Annotated in this window: 18 protein-coding genes; 8 read left to right on the forward strand and 10 right to left on the reverse strand. The window is 61.2% G+C overall.

Annotation, left to right across the window (positions count from 1 at the left end):
• Positions 1 to 108 precede the first annotated feature (108 nt).
• Entirely contained in the window at positions 109 to 624 is a 516-nt protein-coding gene (locus WA302_RS21115; protein ID WP_025301574.1) for a DUF721 domain-containing protein, read from the reverse strand.
• A gap of 26 nt (positions 625 to 650) precedes the next feature.
• Here WA302_RS21115 and secM point away from each other — a divergent pair, with 26 nt between their 5' ends.
• The 3 genes from secM to mutT all read left to right on the forward strand — a co-directional run bounded on the left by secM (position 651) and on the right by mutT (position 4,457).
• Positions 651 to 1,181: a secA translation cis-regulator SecM gene (secM, locus tag WA302_RS21120; protein ID WP_049204789.1), complete on the forward strand. Its 531-nt coding sequence runs from the start codon at positions 651 to 653 to the stop codon at positions 1,179 to 1,181.
• A gap of 82 nt (positions 1,182 to 1,263) precedes the next feature.
• Complete coding sequence (secA, locus tag WA302_RS21125; RefSeq protein WP_025301576.1) at positions 1,264 to 3,972, forward strand: preprotein translocase subunit SecA; 2,709 nt, start codon at positions 1,264 to 1,266, stop codon at positions 3,970 to 3,972.
• An 80-nt stretch (positions 3,973 to 4,052) separates the two neighbouring features.
• Positions 4,053 to 4,457, forward strand: coding sequence for an 8-oxo-dGTP diphosphatase MutT (mutT, locus tag WA302_RS21130; RefSeq protein WP_025301577.1), 405 nt, complete (start codon positions 4,053 to 4,055; stop codon positions 4,455 to 4,457).
• Between the two features lie 39 nt (positions 4,458 to 4,496).
• Here the strand turns inward: mutT and yacG are convergent, their stop codons facing one another.
• From yacG to coaE, 3 genes are read right to left on the reverse strand one after another with little or no spacing between them, the layout of a single operon-like run.
• Positions 4,497 to 4,688, reverse strand: a complete 192-nt coding sequence (gene yacG, locus WA302_RS21135; RefSeq protein ID WP_025301578.1) for a DNA gyrase inhibitor YacG — start codon at positions 4,686 to 4,688, stop codon at positions 4,497 to 4,499.
• 51 nt (positions 4,689 to 4,739) lie between these two features.
• On the reverse strand, positions 4,740 to 5,492 hold the full coding sequence (gene zapD / locus WA302_RS21140) for a cell division protein ZapD (protein WP_025301579.1): 753 nt from the start codon (positions 5,490 to 5,492) through the stop codon (positions 4,740 to 4,742).
• Between the two features lie 5 nt (positions 5,493 to 5,497).
• On the reverse strand, positions 5,498 to 6,112 hold the full coding sequence (coaE, locus tag WA302_RS21145) for a dephospho-CoA kinase (protein ID WP_025301580.1): 615 nt from the start codon (positions 6,110 to 6,112) through the stop codon (positions 5,498 to 5,500).
• Positions 6,113 to 6,474: 362 nt separating this feature from the next.
• On the opposite strand from coaE, the gene WA302_RS21150 reads away from it, so the two are divergent.
• On the forward strand, positions 6,475 to 7,518 hold the full coding sequence (locus WA302_RS21150; RefSeq protein ID WP_043135912.1) for a GMP reductase: 1,044 nt from the start codon (positions 6,475 to 6,477) through the stop codon (positions 7,516 to 7,518).
• A 54-nt stretch (positions 7,519 to 7,572) separates the two neighbouring features.
• On the opposite strand, the gene hofC is transcribed toward WA302_RS21150, so the two are convergent.
• The 4 genes from hofC to nadC form a co-directional block, all read right to left on the reverse strand.
• Positions 7,573 to 8,772, reverse strand: coding sequence for a protein transport protein HofC (hofC, locus tag WA302_RS21155; RefSeq protein ID WP_261456543.1), 1,200 nt, complete (start codon positions 8,770 to 8,772; stop codon positions 7,573 to 7,575).
• Complete coding sequence (gene gspE / locus WA302_RS21160) at positions 8,769 to 10,211, reverse strand: type II secretion system protein GspE (RefSeq protein WP_261456542.1); 1,443 nt, start codon at positions 10,209 to 10,211, stop codon at positions 8,769 to 8,771. Before gspE ends, hofC begins: the two co-directional genes overlap by 4 nt.
• 5 nt (positions 10,212 to 10,216) lie before the next feature.
• Positions 10,217 to 10,654, reverse strand: coding sequence for a prepilin peptidase-dependent pilin (gene ppdD, locus WA302_RS21165; protein WP_043135904.1), 438 nt, complete (start codon positions 10,652 to 10,654; stop codon positions 10,217 to 10,219).
• A gap of 189 nt (positions 10,655 to 10,843) precedes the next feature.
• On the reverse strand, positions 10,844 to 11,734 hold the full coding sequence (gene nadC / locus WA302_RS21170) for a carboxylating nicotinate-nucleotide diphosphorylase (RefSeq protein ID WP_025301584.1): 891 nt from the start codon (positions 11,732 to 11,734) through the stop codon (positions 10,844 to 10,846).
• An 84-nt stretch (positions 11,735 to 11,818) separates the two neighbouring features.
• Here nadC and ampD point away from each other — a divergent pair, with 84 nt between their 5' ends.
• Both ampD and ampE read left to right on the forward strand, forming a co-directional pair.
• Positions 11,819 to 12,415: a 1,6-anhydro-N-acetylmuramyl-L-alanine amidase AmpD gene (ampD, locus tag WA302_RS21175; protein WP_025301585.1), complete on the forward strand. Its 597-nt coding sequence runs from the start codon at positions 11,819 to 11,821 to the stop codon at positions 12,413 to 12,415.
• Complete coding sequence (ampE, locus tag WA302_RS21180; protein WP_025301586.1) at positions 12,415 to 13,269, forward strand: beta-lactamase regulator AmpE; 855 nt, start codon at positions 12,415 to 12,417, stop codon at positions 13,267 to 13,269. Before ampD ends, ampE begins: the two co-directional genes overlap by 1 nt.
• Positions 13,270 to 13,329: 60 nt before the next feature.
• On the opposite strand, the gene hemL is transcribed toward ampE, so the two are convergent.
• The gene (hemL, locus tag WA302_RS21185; protein ID WP_025301587.1) at positions 13,330 to 14,619 is read right to left on the reverse strand and encodes a glutamate-1-semialdehyde 2,1-aminomutase; all 1,290 of its coding nucleotides are present in this window, start codon (positions 14,617 to 14,619) and stop codon (positions 13,330 to 13,332) included.
• 174 nt (positions 14,620 to 14,793) lie between these two features.
• Here hemL and clcA point away from each other — a divergent pair, with 174 nt between their 5' ends.
• Both clcA and erpA read left to right on the forward strand, forming a co-directional pair.
• Positions 14,794 to 16,233 carry a H(+)/Cl(-) exchange transporter ClcA gene (gene clcA, locus WA302_RS21190; protein ID WP_060448159.1) on the forward strand — a complete coding sequence of 480 codons (1,440 nt, stop codon included), beginning with the start codon at positions 14,794 to 14,796 and terminating at the stop codon, positions 16,231 to 16,233.
• An 89-nt stretch (positions 16,234 to 16,322) separates the two neighbouring features.
• Positions 16,323 to 16,667, forward strand: coding sequence for an iron-sulfur cluster insertion protein ErpA (gene erpA / locus WA302_RS21195; RefSeq protein WP_004932708.1), 345 nt, complete (start codon positions 16,323 to 16,325; stop codon positions 16,665 to 16,667).
• Positions 16,668 to 16,728: 61 nt separating this feature from the next.
• Here erpA and WA302_RS21200 read toward each other — a convergent pair whose 3' ends face one another.
• Positions 16,729 to 16,977 (reverse strand): hypothetical protein, encoded by a 249-nt coding sequence (locus WA302_RS21200; protein ID WP_065424607.1) that lies wholly within the window; start codon positions 16,975 to 16,977, stop codon positions 16,729 to 16,731.
• Positions 16,978 to 17,096 lie beyond the last annotated feature (119 nt).

Genomic DNA, 17,096 nt, shown 5'->3' on the forward strand with positions numbered 1-17,096 from the left:
AATTCCTCGCCTGCGAATAACGGCAGGCGCATCCCCTGAGAGCCTGAGAATTCAGGCTCGCGATGGTGTGATGCCGGCTGTCGGGTGTTTTGCAGTTCGTGTCGCTGATTACTTATCACGACTGGTTGTGTTGGTACCCTCTCCGGCCAATGCAGCCAGCCGTTCCAATATTTTGCGCAGCTTCTCCGGGCTACGGCTTGCCAATCCTCTCAGTTCCTCCGCACTTTCCAGACTCAAATGCCGCATTGGCACGGGTTTTTCCGGCGCTTTTTCGGCGTTTTGCACCTGGTTGCTGCCTTTCGCCATCAAGGCCGGATTAATCCTGATGTCGATCGACGACAATGATGGTAGAATTTGCGCTCGTAGTGCAGACAGCAAAGCGGGTTGTTCGTAGCGCAAGCGCATCATCCAACTGGCATTTGCCGTTTCGAGCACTAAAATACCCTGTCGGAAATTCGCGACGCGGCACCAGGGATGCAGGGGAGCGGGCAACAGGCCCTTCACTGCACGGTTAAGCTTGAGCAGCGCCACCGCGCGTTGCTGGACGTTTTGCAGCGTCCCTTTGCTGCCGGCAGACGCGTCGTCGAACAGGACATCTAATAATTGTGGACGGCTATCGCGCATAATGGGCTCCGGCGGATTATAAACTCGTGATCGGTATTCTAAATCGTTGGCGACAATTTGGCAGACGTTATTTCTGGCCCCATCTCCTGTTAGGGATGGTTGCGGCCACGCTTGGCGCACCTTCCAATTTGTCCGGCGCCCCCGATCAGGCCGCACTGCCGAGCACATCGTCCAGCCTTAACCGGCAAAATTCGGCCAACGGCACCTTCAACAGCCTGGCCCTGCTGCAGGACGCACATCGCCGTCCTACCTTCAGCGTAGATTATTGGCAGCAACATGCGCTGCGCACCGTCATTCGTCACCTCTCTTTCGCGCTGGCGCCGCAGGCGGTTTATGCGCGGGTGCAGGAAAGCGAAGCCGAAGCGGAACCCCCTTTGCAGGTAGCGCAACTGGCGCTGCTTTCTACTCTCAACGCGCTGCTGACGCACGAGCCGAAGCCGCCGACCATCATTCGCCACACCCACCTTGAGGTGCTGCCCACGCTGGCGCGCCACCAGACCGGCCTGTGGGTGGCGCAGGTGCAAGGCATTCGTGCCGGGCCCGCCGCACTCGTCTGACTTCGCCCTTCGGGCACAAAAACCATAAATAATAGCAAGTTGACTGCCGTGCTCGGCCGTCATGACAGAGATATCAAACATCATGTTAGTGAAATTATTAACCAAAGTTTTTGGCAGCCGTAACGATCGTACCCTGCGCCGCATGCGCAAAGTGGTTGAGCAGATCAACCGCATGGAACCGGACATGGAAAAACTGTCCGATGACGAGCTGAAAGCGAAAACCAACGAGTTCCGCGCGCGCCTGGAGAAAGGCGAGTCGTTGGACAGCCTGATCCCGGAAGCCTTCGCCGTGGTGCGTGAGGCGAGCAAGCGCGTGTTCGGCATGCGTCACTTCGACGTGCAGCTGCTGGGCGGCATGGTGCTGAACGATCGCTGCATCGCCGAGATGCGCACCGGTGAAGGTAAAACCCTGACCGCGACGCTGCCGGCTTATCTGAACGCCCTGAGCGGCCGCGGCGTGCACGTCGTGACCGTCAACGACTATCTGGCGCAGCGTGACGCCGAAAACAACCGTCCGTTGTTCGAGTTCCTCGGCCTGAGCATCGGTATCAACCTGCCGGGCATGCCGGCGCCGGCCAAGCGTGAAGCTTACGCCGCCGACATCACCTACGGCACCAACAACGAATACGGCTTCGACTACCTGCGCGACAACATGGCGTTCAGCCCGGAAGAGCGCGTGCAGCGCAAACTGCACTATGCGCTGGTGGATGAGGTGGACTCCATCCTGATCGATGAAGCGCGTACGCCGCTGATCATCTCCGGCCCGGCAGAAGACAGCTCCGAGATGTACATCAAGGTCAACAAGCTGATCCCTAAACTGATCCGCCAGGAAAAAGAAGACTCCGACACCTTCAAGGGTGAAGGGCACTTCTCGGTGGATGAGAAGGCGCGTCAGGTCCACCTGACCGAACGCGGTCTGATCCTGATCGAAGAGATGCTGGTGGAAGCTGGCATCATGGATGAAGGCGAATCGCTGTACTCGCCGACCAACATCATGCTGATGCACCACGTTACCGCCGCGCTGCGTGCCCACGTGCTGTTTACCCGCGACGTGGACTACATCGTGAAAGACGGCGAAGTGATCATCGTCGATGAGCACACCGGCCGTACCATGCAGGGCCGCCGCTGGTCCGACGGTCTGCACCAGGCGGTGGAAGCCAAAGAAGGCGTGGAGATCCAGAACGAGAACCAGACGCTGGCTTCGATCACCTTCCAGAACTACTTCCGTCTGTACGAGAAGCTGGCCGGGATGACCGGTACCGCCGATACCGAAGCCTTCGAATTCAGCTCGATCTACAAGCTGGACACCATCGTGGTGCCAACCAACCGTCCGATGATCCGTAAGGATATGCCGGATCTGGTGTACATGACCGAGAAAGAGAAGATCGGTGCCATCATCGAAGACATCCGCGAGCGTACCGCCAAAGGCCAGCCGGTGCTGGTGGGTACCATCTCAATCGAGAAATCCGAAGTGGTTTCCCATGAGCTGACCAAAGCGGGTATCGAGCACAAGGTGCTGAACGCCAAATTCCACGCCATGGAGGCGGACATCGTCGCCCAGGCGGGTCAGAGCGGTGCGGTGACCATCGCCACCAACATGGCGGGCCGTGGTACCGATATCGTGCTGGGCGGCAGCTGGCAGGCCGAAGTGGCGCTGCTGGAAGAACCGACAGAAGAGCAAATTGAAGCCATCAAAGCCGCCTGGAAAGTGCGCCACGACGCGGTGCTGGCGGCGGGCGGTCTGCATATTATCGGCACCGAGCGCCATGAATCGCGCCGTATCGATAACCAGCTGCGCGGCCGTTCCGGTCGTCAGGGCGACGCCGGTTCATCTCGCTTCTACCTGTCGATGGAAGATGCCCTGATGCGTATCTTCGCCTCGGATCGCGTGTCTGGCATGATGCGTAAACTGGGCATGAAAGAAGGCGAAGCGATTGAGCACCCGTGGGTGACCAAGGCGATCGCCAACGCCCAGCGCAAGGTGGAGAGCCGCAACTTCGATATCCGTAAGCAGCTGCTGGAATACGACGATGTCGCCAACGATCAGCGCCGCGCTATCTACAGCCAGCGTAACGAATTGCTGGACGTGTCCGACGTGAGCGAAACCATCGCCAGCATCCGCGAGGACGTGTTCAAGAGCACCATCGACAACTACATCACGCCGCAGTCGCTGGAAGAAGAGTGGGACATTCAGGGGCTGGAAGAGCGCCTGAAGAACGACTTCGATCTGGAGATGCCAATTGCCCAGTGGCTGGACAAAGAGCCGGAGCTGCACGAAGAGACGCTGCGCGAACGTATTCTGGAGAACGCCAAAGAGCAGTACCTGCGTAAGGAAGACGTGGTCGGCAGCGAAATGATGCGCAACTTCGAGAAGGGCGTGATGCTGCAGACGCTGGATTCCCTGTGGAAAGAGCACCTGGCGGCGATGGACTACCTGCGTCAGGGCATCCACCTGCGCGGCTATGCGCAGAAGGATCCGAAGCAGGAGTACAAGCGCGAATCCTTCAACATGTTCGCCACCATGCTGGAATCGCTGAAATATGAAGTGATCAGCGTGCTGAGCAAGGTACAGGTGCGGATGCCGGAAGAAGTGGAAGCGCTGGAACAGCAGCGTCGTGAAGAGGCTGAGCGCCTGGCGCAGCAGCAACAGCTGAGCCACCACGACGAGAACGCGCTGGTGACCGAAGATCCGAACGCGCCGGCGACCGCCGAGCGCAAAGTGGGCCGCAACGATCCTTGCCCATGCGGTTCCGGCAAGAAATACAAGCAGTGCCACGGCCGCCTGCAGTAATGCCGGCTGCGGTTAACCGATAACACCCAGGGGTTCAGCTTGCTGAGCCCCTGTTTTTTGGCACCCATCAGGAGGGTGAGATGAAACATCTGAATATCGCCGTGGGCATCATCCGCAATGCTCAACGGGAAATCTTTATTACCCGCCGCGCCGCTGACACGCACATGGCCGGATTTTGGGAGTTTCCCGGCGGCAAGATCGAACCGGGTGAGACGCCGGAACAGGCCCTGAGCCGCGAGTTGCGTGAAGAGACCGGTATCGAAGCCGAGCGGGCCGAACTGTTGGAGGTGGTGGAACATCGTTTCAGCGATCGCATCGTGACACTGAATTTTTATCTGGTGGAGCGTTGGGCGGGCGAGCCGTTTGGCCGTGAGGGGCAGCCGATGCGCTGGGTAAAACAGGCCGATCTGCGTGAAGACGAGTTCCCGGAAGCCAACGTCGGCATTATTCAACTGCTGGTAGCGCAGGCGAACGCCGCGCAATAACAAGATTGGCCTGGCGTCCGCCAGGCCTTCAACCGGCGACTAGCGGTCGTCGAGTTCGCTCCAGTCTTCGCTTTCCGACAGATCGCTGTTGCTCGGAATGCGCTTCTCTTCATCGGCCCACTCGCCAAGATCAATCAGCTGGCAGCGCTTGCTGCAAAACGGCCGGAACGGGCTGACTTCACCCCAAACCACGCCGGTGCCACAGGTTGGGCATTTCACTACGGTCGTCATAACGGTTCCTTACGCCTTCTGTCAGTGCTGAGAAGGCTTGCTTTCATGAGTTCAACAACAGGCCAATTCGAACGTCAGGCGTTCAGGCACCACGCCATTTTCGCTGTCCAGCGGCAGGAAACGAATGGCATAACGCGTCTTGTGGCCAGAAATCTGCGGATAAAGCTGCGGCGCCAGATGGAGGCGCAGGCGTAGCAGATCCGCCCCTTCGGCGTTGTCCTGGAAAAAGCCGTTCAGGCTGATTTGATTGCGGAACGGCCCCGACTGACGGATCAGATCCAGCACCATGATCAGCGCCTGGTTCAGCGGATCCAACGATTGCAGCCAGGCGGCGACGTCGGCGTCGCGATCCTGCTGCGGCGCGTGCATCCACATGTGCAGGGTTGGCAGATCGAAGCTGCAGCAGCCGCCGGGAATGTTCAGCCGCTGGCGCACCAGGCCGATCAGCCGGTCTTCACGCAGCGCCTGACCGAGGCGCGGCGCCGCCATCAGCGCCGATGAGCGCGACTTCAACTGGCCGCGCAGCTGATCGATCAGCGCCATATCCACGCCCGGCACATCGGCCCAGGCCAACAGTTTTTGCTGCTGGCGCTCCAGCTCTTTGAGCAGTTCGGTGCGCACTTCGCCGCGCTCCAGCACGTCCAGCAAATCGGAGACGGTGCGGAAAAAGGTAAGGGCGATGGCGGTTTCGCTCAGGGCGCGCTGGCCGTGCAGCTGTTGCAGTAAAAACTCGATGCGCAGCCAGGTGCGCATTTTTTCGTTCAGCGGGTGTTCAAAGAGAACGGTTGGGGAAACATCACTCATGCAGTTTAATCCTGTTGGGGCGCTGTTGCCGCCAGTTCAAGGTAGCGACGATGCAGTGCGGCGACCCGTGGCTCTATCCCCTGAGCGGCGCCGCTGTTGTCAATAATGTCATCCGCCACGGCGAGGCGCTGCTGGCGCGTGGCCTGGGCGGCGAGAATGCTCTGCGCTTGCTCGCGGCTGATGCCGTCGCGCGCGATGGTGCGAGCCAACTGGGTTTCGGTGTCGACGTCGATCACCAGCACCCGATCGGCGCGATCCTGCAGGCCGTTTTCCACCAGCAGCGGCACGACCCACAGCGCGTACGGGCTGGCCGCCTGCGCCAGTTGGCGTTGGGTCTCGCGGTGTATCAGCGGATGCAGTAGTTGGTTCAGCCAGGTTTTATCATCGGGGTGGCTGAAGATGCGCTGACGCAGAGCAGCGCGGTTGAGCGCGCCGTCCGGCAGCAACATTTCATTACCAAATCGCTCGGCGATCGCGGCCAGAGCAGGGGTGCCCGGCTCAACGACCTGACGGGCGATCACGTCGGCATCGACAATGGCTGCGCCGTGGCGCGCAAAGGCGTTCGCAACGGTCGTTTTGCCGCTGCCTATGCCCCCGGTCAACGCAACAATGTAGGCCATGGTGTTAGGTGCATCCGATGTTCATAAAAAAATAATAGACGAATCATAAAGCGATCGCGCAGAAGTGCAAGTCGGCAGGCGGCGCTTGCGCCTCGGCCCCGTTCGGGCGGCGAGAAAAAGCGCAGCGGCACGGCAGAAATGAGCGGGCAATCACACTGCGATTATGCAGGTAAATTTGTCGGATTGTAGCGTAAATAAAGGCGAATTCGCAGTCTTGTTCGGCGATTATTAGCGCGTATTATAACGTCACTGGAACTGGCATTAATCTCGCCGTCATCTTTCCGCGCCACGGGAAAGCCGTCGGGCAGAGGTTCGAACATCCTCCTTGCGATCCGTCGCCATTAACCAGGAAATCATAAGTCATGCGTATTGAAGAAGATTTGAAGTTGGGCTTTAAAGACGTGTTGATCCGCCCTAAGCGCTCCACGCTGAAAAGCCGTTCCGAGGTTGAACTGGAACGTCAGTTTACCTTCAAGCATTCAGGTTGCAGCTGGTCCGGCGTGCCGATTATCGCCGCCAACATGGACACGGTGGGCACCTTCCGCATGGCCGAGGCCCTGGCTTCTTTCGATGTTCTCACCGCCGTACACAAACATTACAGCGTCGAGCAATGGGCTGATTTCGTGCAGCGCATGCCGGAATCGGTGCTGCGCCACGTGATGGTGTCCACCGGCACTTCCGAAGCCGACTTCACCAAAATGCAGCAGATCCTGGCCCTGTCTCCGGCGCTGAAATTCATCTGTATCGACGTGGCCAACGGCTACTCTGAACACTTCGTCGCCTTCCTGCAGAAAGCGCGCGAAGCCTGCCCGAATCACGTGATCTGCGCCGGCAACGTAGTGACCGGCGAGATGGTGGAAGAGTTGATCCTCTCCGGCGCCGACATCGTTAAAGTCGGCATTGGCCCGGGGTCGGTATGCACCACCCGCGTGAAAACCGGCGTGGGCTATCCGCAGCTGTCGGCGGTAATCGAATGCGCCGATGCGGCCCACGGGCTGGGCGGCCAAATCGTCAGCGACGGCGGCTGCTCGGTGCCGGGCGATGTCGCCAAAGCCTTCGGCGGCGGCGCGGACTTCGTGATGCTGGGCGGCATGCTGGCCGGCCACGACGAGTGCGAAGGCACCGTGGTGGAAGAGAAAGGCGAGAAGTTCATGCTGTTCTACGGCATGAGCTCCGAGTCAGCGATGAAGCGCCATGTCGGCGGCGTAGCGGAGTATCGCGCGGCCGAAGGGAAAACCGTCAAGCTGCCGCTGAGGGGCGAGGTGGAGTTTACCGTGCGCGATATCCTCGGTGGTCTGCGTTCCGCCTGCACCTACGTCGGCGCCGAGCGTTTGAAAGAGCTGACCAAGCGCACCACCTTTATCCGCGTGGCAGAGCAGGAAAACCGCGTCTTCGGCAGCAAATAAGCCGCACTTTGCATTCGGGCGCAGCACACCGCGGCGCCCGCTATCCTTTTCCCCTTATCCCAACACGCTGCCCAGTTGAAAGATAGGCAGATACATGGCGATCACCAAAGCGCCGACAATCCCGCCCACCACCAGCATCAGCAGCGGCTCCAGCGTTTGCGCCAGCGTATCGGCCAGCTCGTGCGTCTGCCGTTCATACCAGTGCGCCAACTTATCCAGCAAGGCGTCCAGCGAACCGGACTCTTCGCCCACCCGCACCAACTGCCGGCACAGCGGCGGAAACAGCGGTTGCAGGCCCATGGCTTGATGAAAGGCTTCGCCTTCGGCGATCTGCCGTCGCACCTGCTCCAGCGCCTGTCGGTACAGCAGATGGTCAGCCGCCAGCGCCGCCGCGCTCAAGCCTTCCACCAGCGTCAGCCCGGCGCGTTGGGTCATGGTCAGGATGCGAAATGTTTGGCTCAGCGCGCCGCCGCTCACCAGCCGGGCGATCAGCGGCAGGCGAAGCAAGAGTGCCTGTTCACGTCTGCGCCACGGCGGGCGCGGATGCAGCCAGCGGCAGTAGCCGAACAGCGATGCGCCGAGCAGCAGCGCCAAATAGGGGCCAACGGCGATCAGCAGCGCGGACAACTTCAATAGCCCTTGGGTAAACCAGGGCAGTGGCGCATCGAACGATTGATAAACCTTGGCGAATTCCGGCAGCACCATCACCAGCATCAGCATGCTGACCATCAGCGCCACCGCGCAGATGAAGAGGGGATACCGCAGCGCTTTGGTCACCTTGCGGCGCAGCAACAGCTGGGCCTCCTGTTGTTGCGCCAGCTGCAGGCAGCAGCGATCGAGGTTGCCGGTCAGTTCACCGATGGCGATCAGCTGGCGGTAGATCAGGGGAAAAATCCCCGGTTGTTCGGTGAGGGTTTCGGAAAGCGGTTGCCCTTCGCGCACCTGGTCGGCCAGCTGGCGCAGCAGGCAGCGCCAGGCTGCCGAAGGATGCTCTGCTGCCAGCAACTGCAGCGCATCGACCAGCGGCAACCCCGCCTGCAGCAGAGTGGCGAGCTGGCGGGTGAAGTGGATTAAGGGTTCTCCACGCCATTGGCCGGGCGTAACGCGTTTGCCGTGCCCGATTCGGCACGGTTGCATGCCTTGCTCAATCAGTAATCGGCTCACCTGCCGTTTTTCTTCGCTCATCAGTTCGCCGCGGTGTAAGGCGCCCTGAGCGTCGAAAGCCTGCCACAGAAAAAGGCGGCGCGCTTTCATGACGTGGTTGCGCCGAGCTGGACGACGTCGATCACGCGATACAGTTCTTCCAGCGAGGTCGAGCCTTCGGCGGCCAGAGTCAGCCCGGCCTGCAGCAGCGAAAGCTGCCCCTGGTCACGGGCGATATTCGCCAGCAGGCTAGGAGCAGCGTTCGCCAGCAGCGCCGCCTGTATTTCCGGCGTAATGGCCAACAGCTCATACACGCCGATGCGCCCATAGTAGCCGCCGAAGCAGTGCTCGCAGCCGTCGGCGCGCCAGGCGGTCAGCGGTTCTGGCCAGATAGCGGTGGGAAAATGCGTCGGCTGGCTTTGCGGATAGCGGCAGTGGCGGCACAGCCTGCGCACCAACCGCTGCGCGACGATCAGCTTCAGGCAGCCGGCGAGCAGGTAGCCGGGGATCCCCATGTGCATCAGCCGCGTCAGGGTTTCGCCAGTGGAGTTGGTATGCAGCGTTGACAGCACCAGGTGGCCAGTTTGCGCGGCCTTGACCGCGATCTCGGCGGTTTCCGTATCGCGGATCTCGCCGATCATGATGACGTCCGGATCCTGGCGCAGTAGGGCGCGCAGCACCCGGGCGAAGCTCAGCTCGGTTTTGGCGTTGATCTGGGTCTGATTAATGCCGAACAGCGGGATCTCGACCGGATCCTCGACGCTGCATAGGTTGCTTTGCGCATCGTTCAACTGGCGCAGACCGCTGTACAGCGTCACCGTCTTGCCGCTGCCGGTCGGGCCGGTCACCAGGATTAACCCTTGCGGGCAGGCCAGCGCCGTCGCGTAGCGCGCCAGATCCGCCCGGCTCATGCCCAGTTTATCCAGCGGCAGCTCCTGCTGCTCACCCTGCTGGACGCGCAGCACCACCTTTTCGCCGTGCAGCGTCGGCAGGGTGGCGATACGCATGGCATAGCGCGCGCTGTCCAGCGTCAGGCTGAGCTGCCCGTCTTGAGGCTGACGGCGCTCGGCGATATCCAACTGGCCGAGGATCTTCAGCCGGGCGATGAGGCGCGCGGTCAGCTGCGGCGGCGGTGAGGCGAGGGTTTGCAGCACGCCGTCGATGCGCAGACGAATGCGAAAATGCTGCCGAAAGGGCTCGAAGTGGATGTCCGAGGCGCGGCGCTGAATGGCCAGGCGCAGCGTCTGGTTGATGAACTGTACCACCGGCGCATCGCCGTCGTCGGGGTAGGCGATATCGGTTGTGTCCTCTTCGGCCGCCAGCGGTGCCGAGAGCGGCTCGTGGCGCTGGTTAAGCGCCAGCTCCAACCTGGCCGCCGGCCATTGTTCCAGATGGATGCGTTTGCCGGTGGCGAAACGCAGCGCCGCCAGCAGCCCCTGCGGCGCTTCTTCGCTGAGCGCGACCGTCAGGGTGGTCGGGTCTTCGCTCAGCGCCAGCGCCTGATAGCGCCGACACAGGGTGTGAACCTCTTCGCTGATTTGCGCGTTCATCGCTGCTACTCCGCTGCGTCGTCGAAGCGGAAGACTTCCCGGCACACCTCAACCAGCGTCGCGTTTTCGCTGCTGCACAGCCGGGTCCAGTGGGTCAGCCCATCGGCGTTCGATTTGGGGGTTAACGCCACCGCCAGCCCCTGCAGCGTTTGGGCGCCGGTCAGCGTGATGACGCCTTTAACGACTTTCACCCCGCTGACGTAACGCGACGCGCCGCCGGTGGGAATGCCTTTGCTGCCAGCGTCACAGCCGGCGGGCGCGCCTTCATCCAGCACGCACAGTTCGACCGCCAGTTTATACGGCGCCATGGTTTGCAGCATGTCGGTCATCGCCGCTTTCTGGATGTAGCGCTGGTAGGCAGGAATGCCGATGGCGCTGAGGATGGCGATGATGGCGATCACCACCATCAGTTCGATCAGGCTAAAGCCGCGTTGCGTTTCCATGCGTTGTTTCCTCCATAAGGGTGTGGAAAACAACGGTAGCGGTTTGCGCGGGGGAACGGCGAGCGGGTTTTACGCGTTTCTCGGCATGCTTCCATCAGTAATGATGCCGTTTGCAGCGGAGGGAAAAACGGTGCGAGGGGCTTCGCAAATCTGCGGTAACGCCCCCGGCGGCGGCCGGGGGCGAGGGGATCATTTGAAGCGCATCGACAGATCGAGCGCGGTCACATGTTTGGTCAGCGCGCCGACCGAAATGTAATCCACGCCGGTCTCGGCGAAGGTGCGCAGCGTCTCGCTGGTGACGTTGCCGGATACCTCCAACTGGGCGCGGCCCTGGGTTTGGGCAACCGCCTGACGCATCATCTCGACGCTGAAGTTGTCCAGCATGATGATGTCGGCGCCGGCGTCCAGCGCCTGCTGCAGTTCATCAAGCGATTCGACTTCCACTTCCACCGGCACGTCGGCGTGCAGCCAGAAGGCTTTTTCCACCGCGTTTTTGATCGAGCCGGAGGCGATGATGTGGTTTTCCTTGATCAGGAAGGCATCGGACAGCCCCAGCCGGTGGTTGCTGCCGCCCCCGCACAGTACGGCATATTTCAACGCGGTGCGCAGGCCGGGCAAGGTCTTGCGGGTATCGAGCAGGCGAGTCTGGGTGCCTTCCAGCAGAGCCACATAGCGGCTGACCTCGGTCGCCACGCCGGAGAGCATCTGCACGAAGTTCAGCGCGGTGCGCTCGCCGGTCAACAGCACCCGCGCAGGGCCGCGCAGCCGGCAAAGCGGTTGGTTCGGTATCAGACGGTCGCCGTCTGCCACCAGCCACTCCACCTGCACCTGGTTGCCCAACTGAATAAAGACTTCGTTCAGCCAGCGGCGGCCACAGAACACGCCGGCTTCGCGGGTAATGACGGTGGCTTCGGCCTGCTTGTCCGCCGGTAACAATTGCGCGGTAATATCGCGCCCGGCGTCAACTTCACCTCCCAGGTCTTCGCGCAGCGCCTGGGCGACGGAATAGGGAATATCACTTTCAATACGTTCAAGAAGCTCGGTACGGCGACGGTCGGCACTGTAGCGGCGTGTCGGCATGGAAAACTCCGAAATGGACGGTTAGATCGTAGGGGAACATGCTACTCTGTTGCAGGAATAAGTACCACCGCAGAGAGGTGTCTGATGCAGTTGGAAAATGGCTGGATTGTCGGGGTGACGCGAGTGGTTTCGCCGCACTGCGATCGTCGCCCGGATGACGAGCCGCCCTCGCTGCTGGTCATCCATAACATCAGCCTGCCGCCCGGCGAATTCGGTGGCCCCTATATCGACCAGCTGTTCACCGGCACGCTCGATCCCGCGCAGCACCCTTATTTCGCCGAGATCCATCAGCTGCGAGTGTCTGCGCACTGCCTGATCCGCCGCGATGGGGAGATCGTGCAGTATGTGCCCTTCGACCAGCGCGCGTGGCACGCGGGCGTTTCTCTGTATCAGGGGCGCGAACGGTGCAACGATTTCTCCATCGGCATCGAGCTGGAAGGCACCGACCAGTTAGCCTACACCGAGGCGCAATATCGCACGCTGCAGGCGGTCACCGCGCTGCTGGCCGAACATTATCCGCCGTTGGCGGCGCATATCGCCGGGCATTGCGATATCGCCCCCGGCCGCAAAACCGATCCCGGGCCGGCGTTCGATTGGGATCGCTATCTGGCATCTCTGGAACAACGCGGCGCGCCCGCCGACGCTATGCTTGAGACAAGAAAAAGGGAGAGGAATCGCTAATGACGCTGTTTACGCTGTTGCTGGTTTTGGCCTGGGAGCGCCTGTTCAAGCTGGGGGAACACTGGCAGCTGGATCATCGCCTCGAAGTGGTATTTCAGCGGCTGCATCGGGTTTCGCTGGCGCAGACGCTGGCGATGACCGCCGCCTGGATGGTTGTCGTCTGGGGCGTTCTGTGGTTGTCGCACGGGTTATTCTTCGGCGTGGTGACGCTGCTGCTGTGGATCGTCATCGATCTGCTGTGCGTCGGTGCCGGCATCAAGCGCAAACACTATCGCGCCTACCTGAAAGCGGCGCGGCAGGGGGATACCCATGCCAGCGATCAGATGGCGGAAGAGCTGGCGTTGATCCACGGTTTGCCGGTGGACTGCAGTGAGGAGCTGCGCCTGCGCGAGCTGCAAAACGCGCTGCTGTGGATCAACTTCCGCTATTACCTGGCGCCGCTGTTCTGGTTCGTGGTCTTTGGGCCGTACGGGCCGATCGCGCTGGCGGGATATGCCTTCCTGCGCGCCTATCAAACCTGGCTGGCGCGCCACAATACGCCGCTGGAGCGTTCGCAGTCGGGCATCGATCATCTGCTGAACTGGCTGGACTGGATCCCGGTGCGTTTGGCCGGGGTGGCCTATGCGCTGTTTGGCCACGGCGAGCGGGCGCTGCCGGCTTGGTTCGCCTCGCTGGGGGATCGGCATTCGTCGTCGTATCAGGTGTTGACGCGGCTGGCGCAGTTCTCGCTGGCGCGCGATCCGCATATGGATCCGGTGCAAACGCCGCGCGCGGCGGTGACGCTGGCGCGCAAGGTGACGATGATCATCGTGGTGGTGGTGGCGCTGTTGACCATTTACGGCACGCTGCTTTAAGCCGCAGCGAAAAACAAAACGGGCGCTGAGGCGCCCATTTTTTTGGCCATCCGGCCGGGATTACAGCTTGGCGAAGCAGCGACGCGCGGCGTCGATGGTGCGCTGGATGTCTTCCTTGCTGTGCGCCACGGACATGAAGCCCGCTTCGAAGGCGGACGGTGCCAGATACACCCCTTCTTCCAACATCAGGTGGAAGAAGCGCTTGAAGCGTTCCACGTCGCACTGCATCACGTCCTGGTAGCAGGTGACCGCCGGCGCGTCGGTGAAGAACAGGCCGAACATGCCGCCGACGTTGTTGACCACCAACGGGATATTCTCTTCCTGCGCCGCATGCAGCAGGCCTGCGGCCAGCATCTCGGTCAGTTCGGTCAGCGTCTGGTGCACGCCAACCTGCGACACTTCGGTCAGGCAAGCGTAGCCCGCCGCCATGGCGATCGGGTTGCCGGACAGGGTGCCCGCCTGGTAGACCGGACCGGTCGGCGCCAGCGCCTCCATCACGTCGCGACGGCCGCCGAAGGCGCCCACCGGCATACCCCCGCCGATGATTTTGCCGAGGCAGGTCAGATCCGGCTCAACGCCGTAATAGGACTGCGCGCCGGCCAGCGCGACGCGGAAGCCGGTCATCACTTCGTCGATGATCAAGAGCGCGCCGTACTTGTCGCACAGGGCGCGCAGGCCCGGCAGGAATTCCGGCAGCGGCGGCACGCAGTTCATGTTGCCGGCGACCGGCTCGACGATGATACAGGCGATCTCTGACGGGTACTGTTCGAAGGCGGCGCGCACCGAATCCAGATCGTTATAGGTGCAGGTCAGAGTGTGTTTGGCGAAGTCGGCCGGCACGCCCGGTGAGTTCGGCTGGCCGAGGGTCAGCGCGCCGGAGCCGGCTTTCACCAGCAGGCAGTCGGCGTGGCCGTGGTAGCAGCCTTCGAACTTGATGATTTTATCGCGGTTGGTGTAGCCGCGCGCCAGGCGGATGGCGCTCATGGTGGCTTCGGTGCCCGAGTTCACCATGCGCACCATATCCATCGTCGGCACCAGCTCGGTGACCAGCTGCGCCATTTTGACTTCCATCTCGGTCGGCGCGCCGAAGCTCAGGCCGCGCTGCGCCGCTTCGATCACCGCGTCGCGGATCGCCGGGTGGTTATGCCCCAGCACCATCGGCCCCCAGGAACCGACATAGTCGATATAGGCCTTGCCGTCGGCATCGAACAGGTAAGCCCCGTCTGCGCGCTCGATAAACAGCGGCACACCGCCTACGCCGGTGAATGCACGCACCGGAGAGTTTACCCCGCCGGGGATCAACTGTTGCGCCTGGGCGTACAGACTTTCGGACTTGCTGTGTAGGCTCATAAATCGGCTCCTGGATTCTCTTTTGAATGATTTGACCGCGCTATTCTAGAGGAGAGCGCCGCGTTATGAAACGATCACAGTCAGATACCATTAACGGCAGCGCCCGCCGCCGGGTTGGGGTAGAATTATCGCCCTGCCTATTTGTATTACAAATTACCTGACGAATTATTCGCGATGACAGAATCATACTCACAGCCCGTCGGGACGTTGAGCCCGCGCCTTAGCCGCAGCGATGCAGTGCGCCAGTTTATCCGCCGCGATAAAACGCCGGTGGCGATCTTGTTGATGGCCGCGCTGGTGGGGACGCTGGCTGGTTTGCTTGGCGTGGCCTTCGATAAAGCGGTGGAGTGGGTGCAGCAGCAGCGGCTGGCTTCGCTGGCGCAGGTCGCCGACTCCTGGATCCTGGTGTGGCCGCTGGCGTTTATCCTGTCCGCCGCGCTGGCGGCGCTGGGCTATTACCTGGTGCGGCGCTTTGCGCCTGAGGCGGGCGGCTCGGGCATTCCGGAGATCGAAGGCGCGCTGGAGGAGCTGCGGCCGGTGCGCTGGTGGCGCGTGATACCGGTGAAATTCATCGGCGGCATGGGCACGCTGGGGGCGGGTATGGTGCTGGGGCGCGAAGGGCCCACGGTGCAAATGGGCGGCAACGTCGGGCGCATGGTATTGGACGTGCTGCGCATTCGCGGCGCCGAGGCGCGTCATTCGCTGCTGGCGACCGGGGCCGCCGCCGGGCTGTCCGCCGCGTTCAACGCGCCGCTGGCCGGCATTCTGTTTATCATCGAAGAGATGCGGCCGCAGTTTCGCTACAACCTGATCTCGATTAAAGCGGTGTTTATCGGCGTTATCATGTCGAGCGTGGTGTACCAGCTGTTTAACGGCCAGGGCTCGGTGATCGCGGTCGACAAACTTTCTTCGGCGCCCATCAACACCCTGTGGCTCTATCTGGTGCTGGGGGCGATATTCGGCGCGGTGGGCGTGGGGTTCAACGCGCTGATCTTCCGCACCCAAGACATGTTCGCGCGCCTGCACGGCGGCAGAATGCGCAATATCTTGTTGATGGGTGGGTTGCTCGGCGGCGTGTGTGGCATTCTGGGGTTGATTCAGCCAGAGGCGGCGGGCGGCGGCTTTGGGCTGATCCCGATCGCCGCGGCGGGCAATTACAGCGTCGGCATGTTGATGTTTATCTTCATTACCCGCATCTTCACCACGCTGCTGTGCTTCGGTTCCGGCGCGCCGGGTGGCATCTTTGCGCCGATGCTGGCGCTGGGCACGCTGTTCGGCACCGCCTTCGGGCTGGCGGGGGCGCATCTGTTCCCGCAATACGGCATCGAAGCGGGCACCTTCGCCATCGCCGGTATGGGGGCGCTGTTCGCCGCCACGGTGCGGGCCCCGTTGACCGGTATCGTGCTGGTGCTGGAAATGACCGACAACTACCAGCTGATTTTACCGATGATCATCACCTGCCTCGGCGCCACGGTAGTGGCGCAGCTGCTCGGCGGCAAGCCGCTGTATTCATCGATCTTGGCTCGCACCCTGCAAAGGCAGGAGGCGCAGCTGGCACGGGAAGCGGCGGAGAAAACAGGTAAAGAAAATACAACAAATGCGGTGAATACTTGAACGCAACACTCAGGTATCGGATAATCGTTAATATTAATCAGGCAGCCATAGTCGCGATCTGATGCTGAACAATGTTGGGAGTAAAGAGTATGAGTGATCAAACGGCACTGCCCCTGCAATTTACCGAGGCAGCAGCAAACAAGGTTAAGTTCCTGATTGCTGACGAAGAAAACCCGAACCTGAAGTTGCGGGTTTACATTACCGGCGGCGGCTGCAGCGGATTCCAGTACGGCTTCACTTTTGACGACAAGGTCAACGATGGCGACATGACCATCGAGAAGCAGGGCGTGGCGCTGGTGGTCGATCCGATGAGCCTGCAGTATCTGGTCGGCGGTTCGGTGGACTACACCGAAGGGCTGGAAGGGTCGCGCTTCGTGGTGACCAACCCGAATGCCAAAACCACCTGCGGTTGCGGTTCGTCGTTCAGCATCTGAGTTTGCCTGTCAGAACATCAACCCGCTCGCCTTAGGCCGGCGGGTTTTTTTATGCCTACCATTACCATTCCACGAGGATCACTTCCGCACCGTTCTGCTGCGTCGGTGGGTTGCGGATGATCTTCGGCTGCGCCGTCGCGTGGCTGCATTCGGCCTGGGGGACGGCGGCTTCGAGGCGCACGGCGCATTGCGGTTCAATGGTCAGGGTAACGCCGATCTGGCCGCTGACGGCATCGGCATACGCGGCGCCACTCAGCAGGGCGCCACAGCAGGCAAGCAGAATTTTTTTCATCATTGCGGGAATAGTCATCCGTAAGCCATCTTGTGATGACTTATCGGCAAAAAGTTAAAAAGTTTTAACAGCGTGGGGAAGGGATTAACCTGCGGGTAACAGAATTTTACATCGACACTACGCTATTTTTTGGACGA

The organism is Serratia sp. 201 (assembly GCF_037027545.1).
Lineage (GTDB): Bacteria > Pseudomonadota > Gammaproteobacteria > Enterobacterales > Enterobacteriaceae > Serratia > Serratia bockelmannii.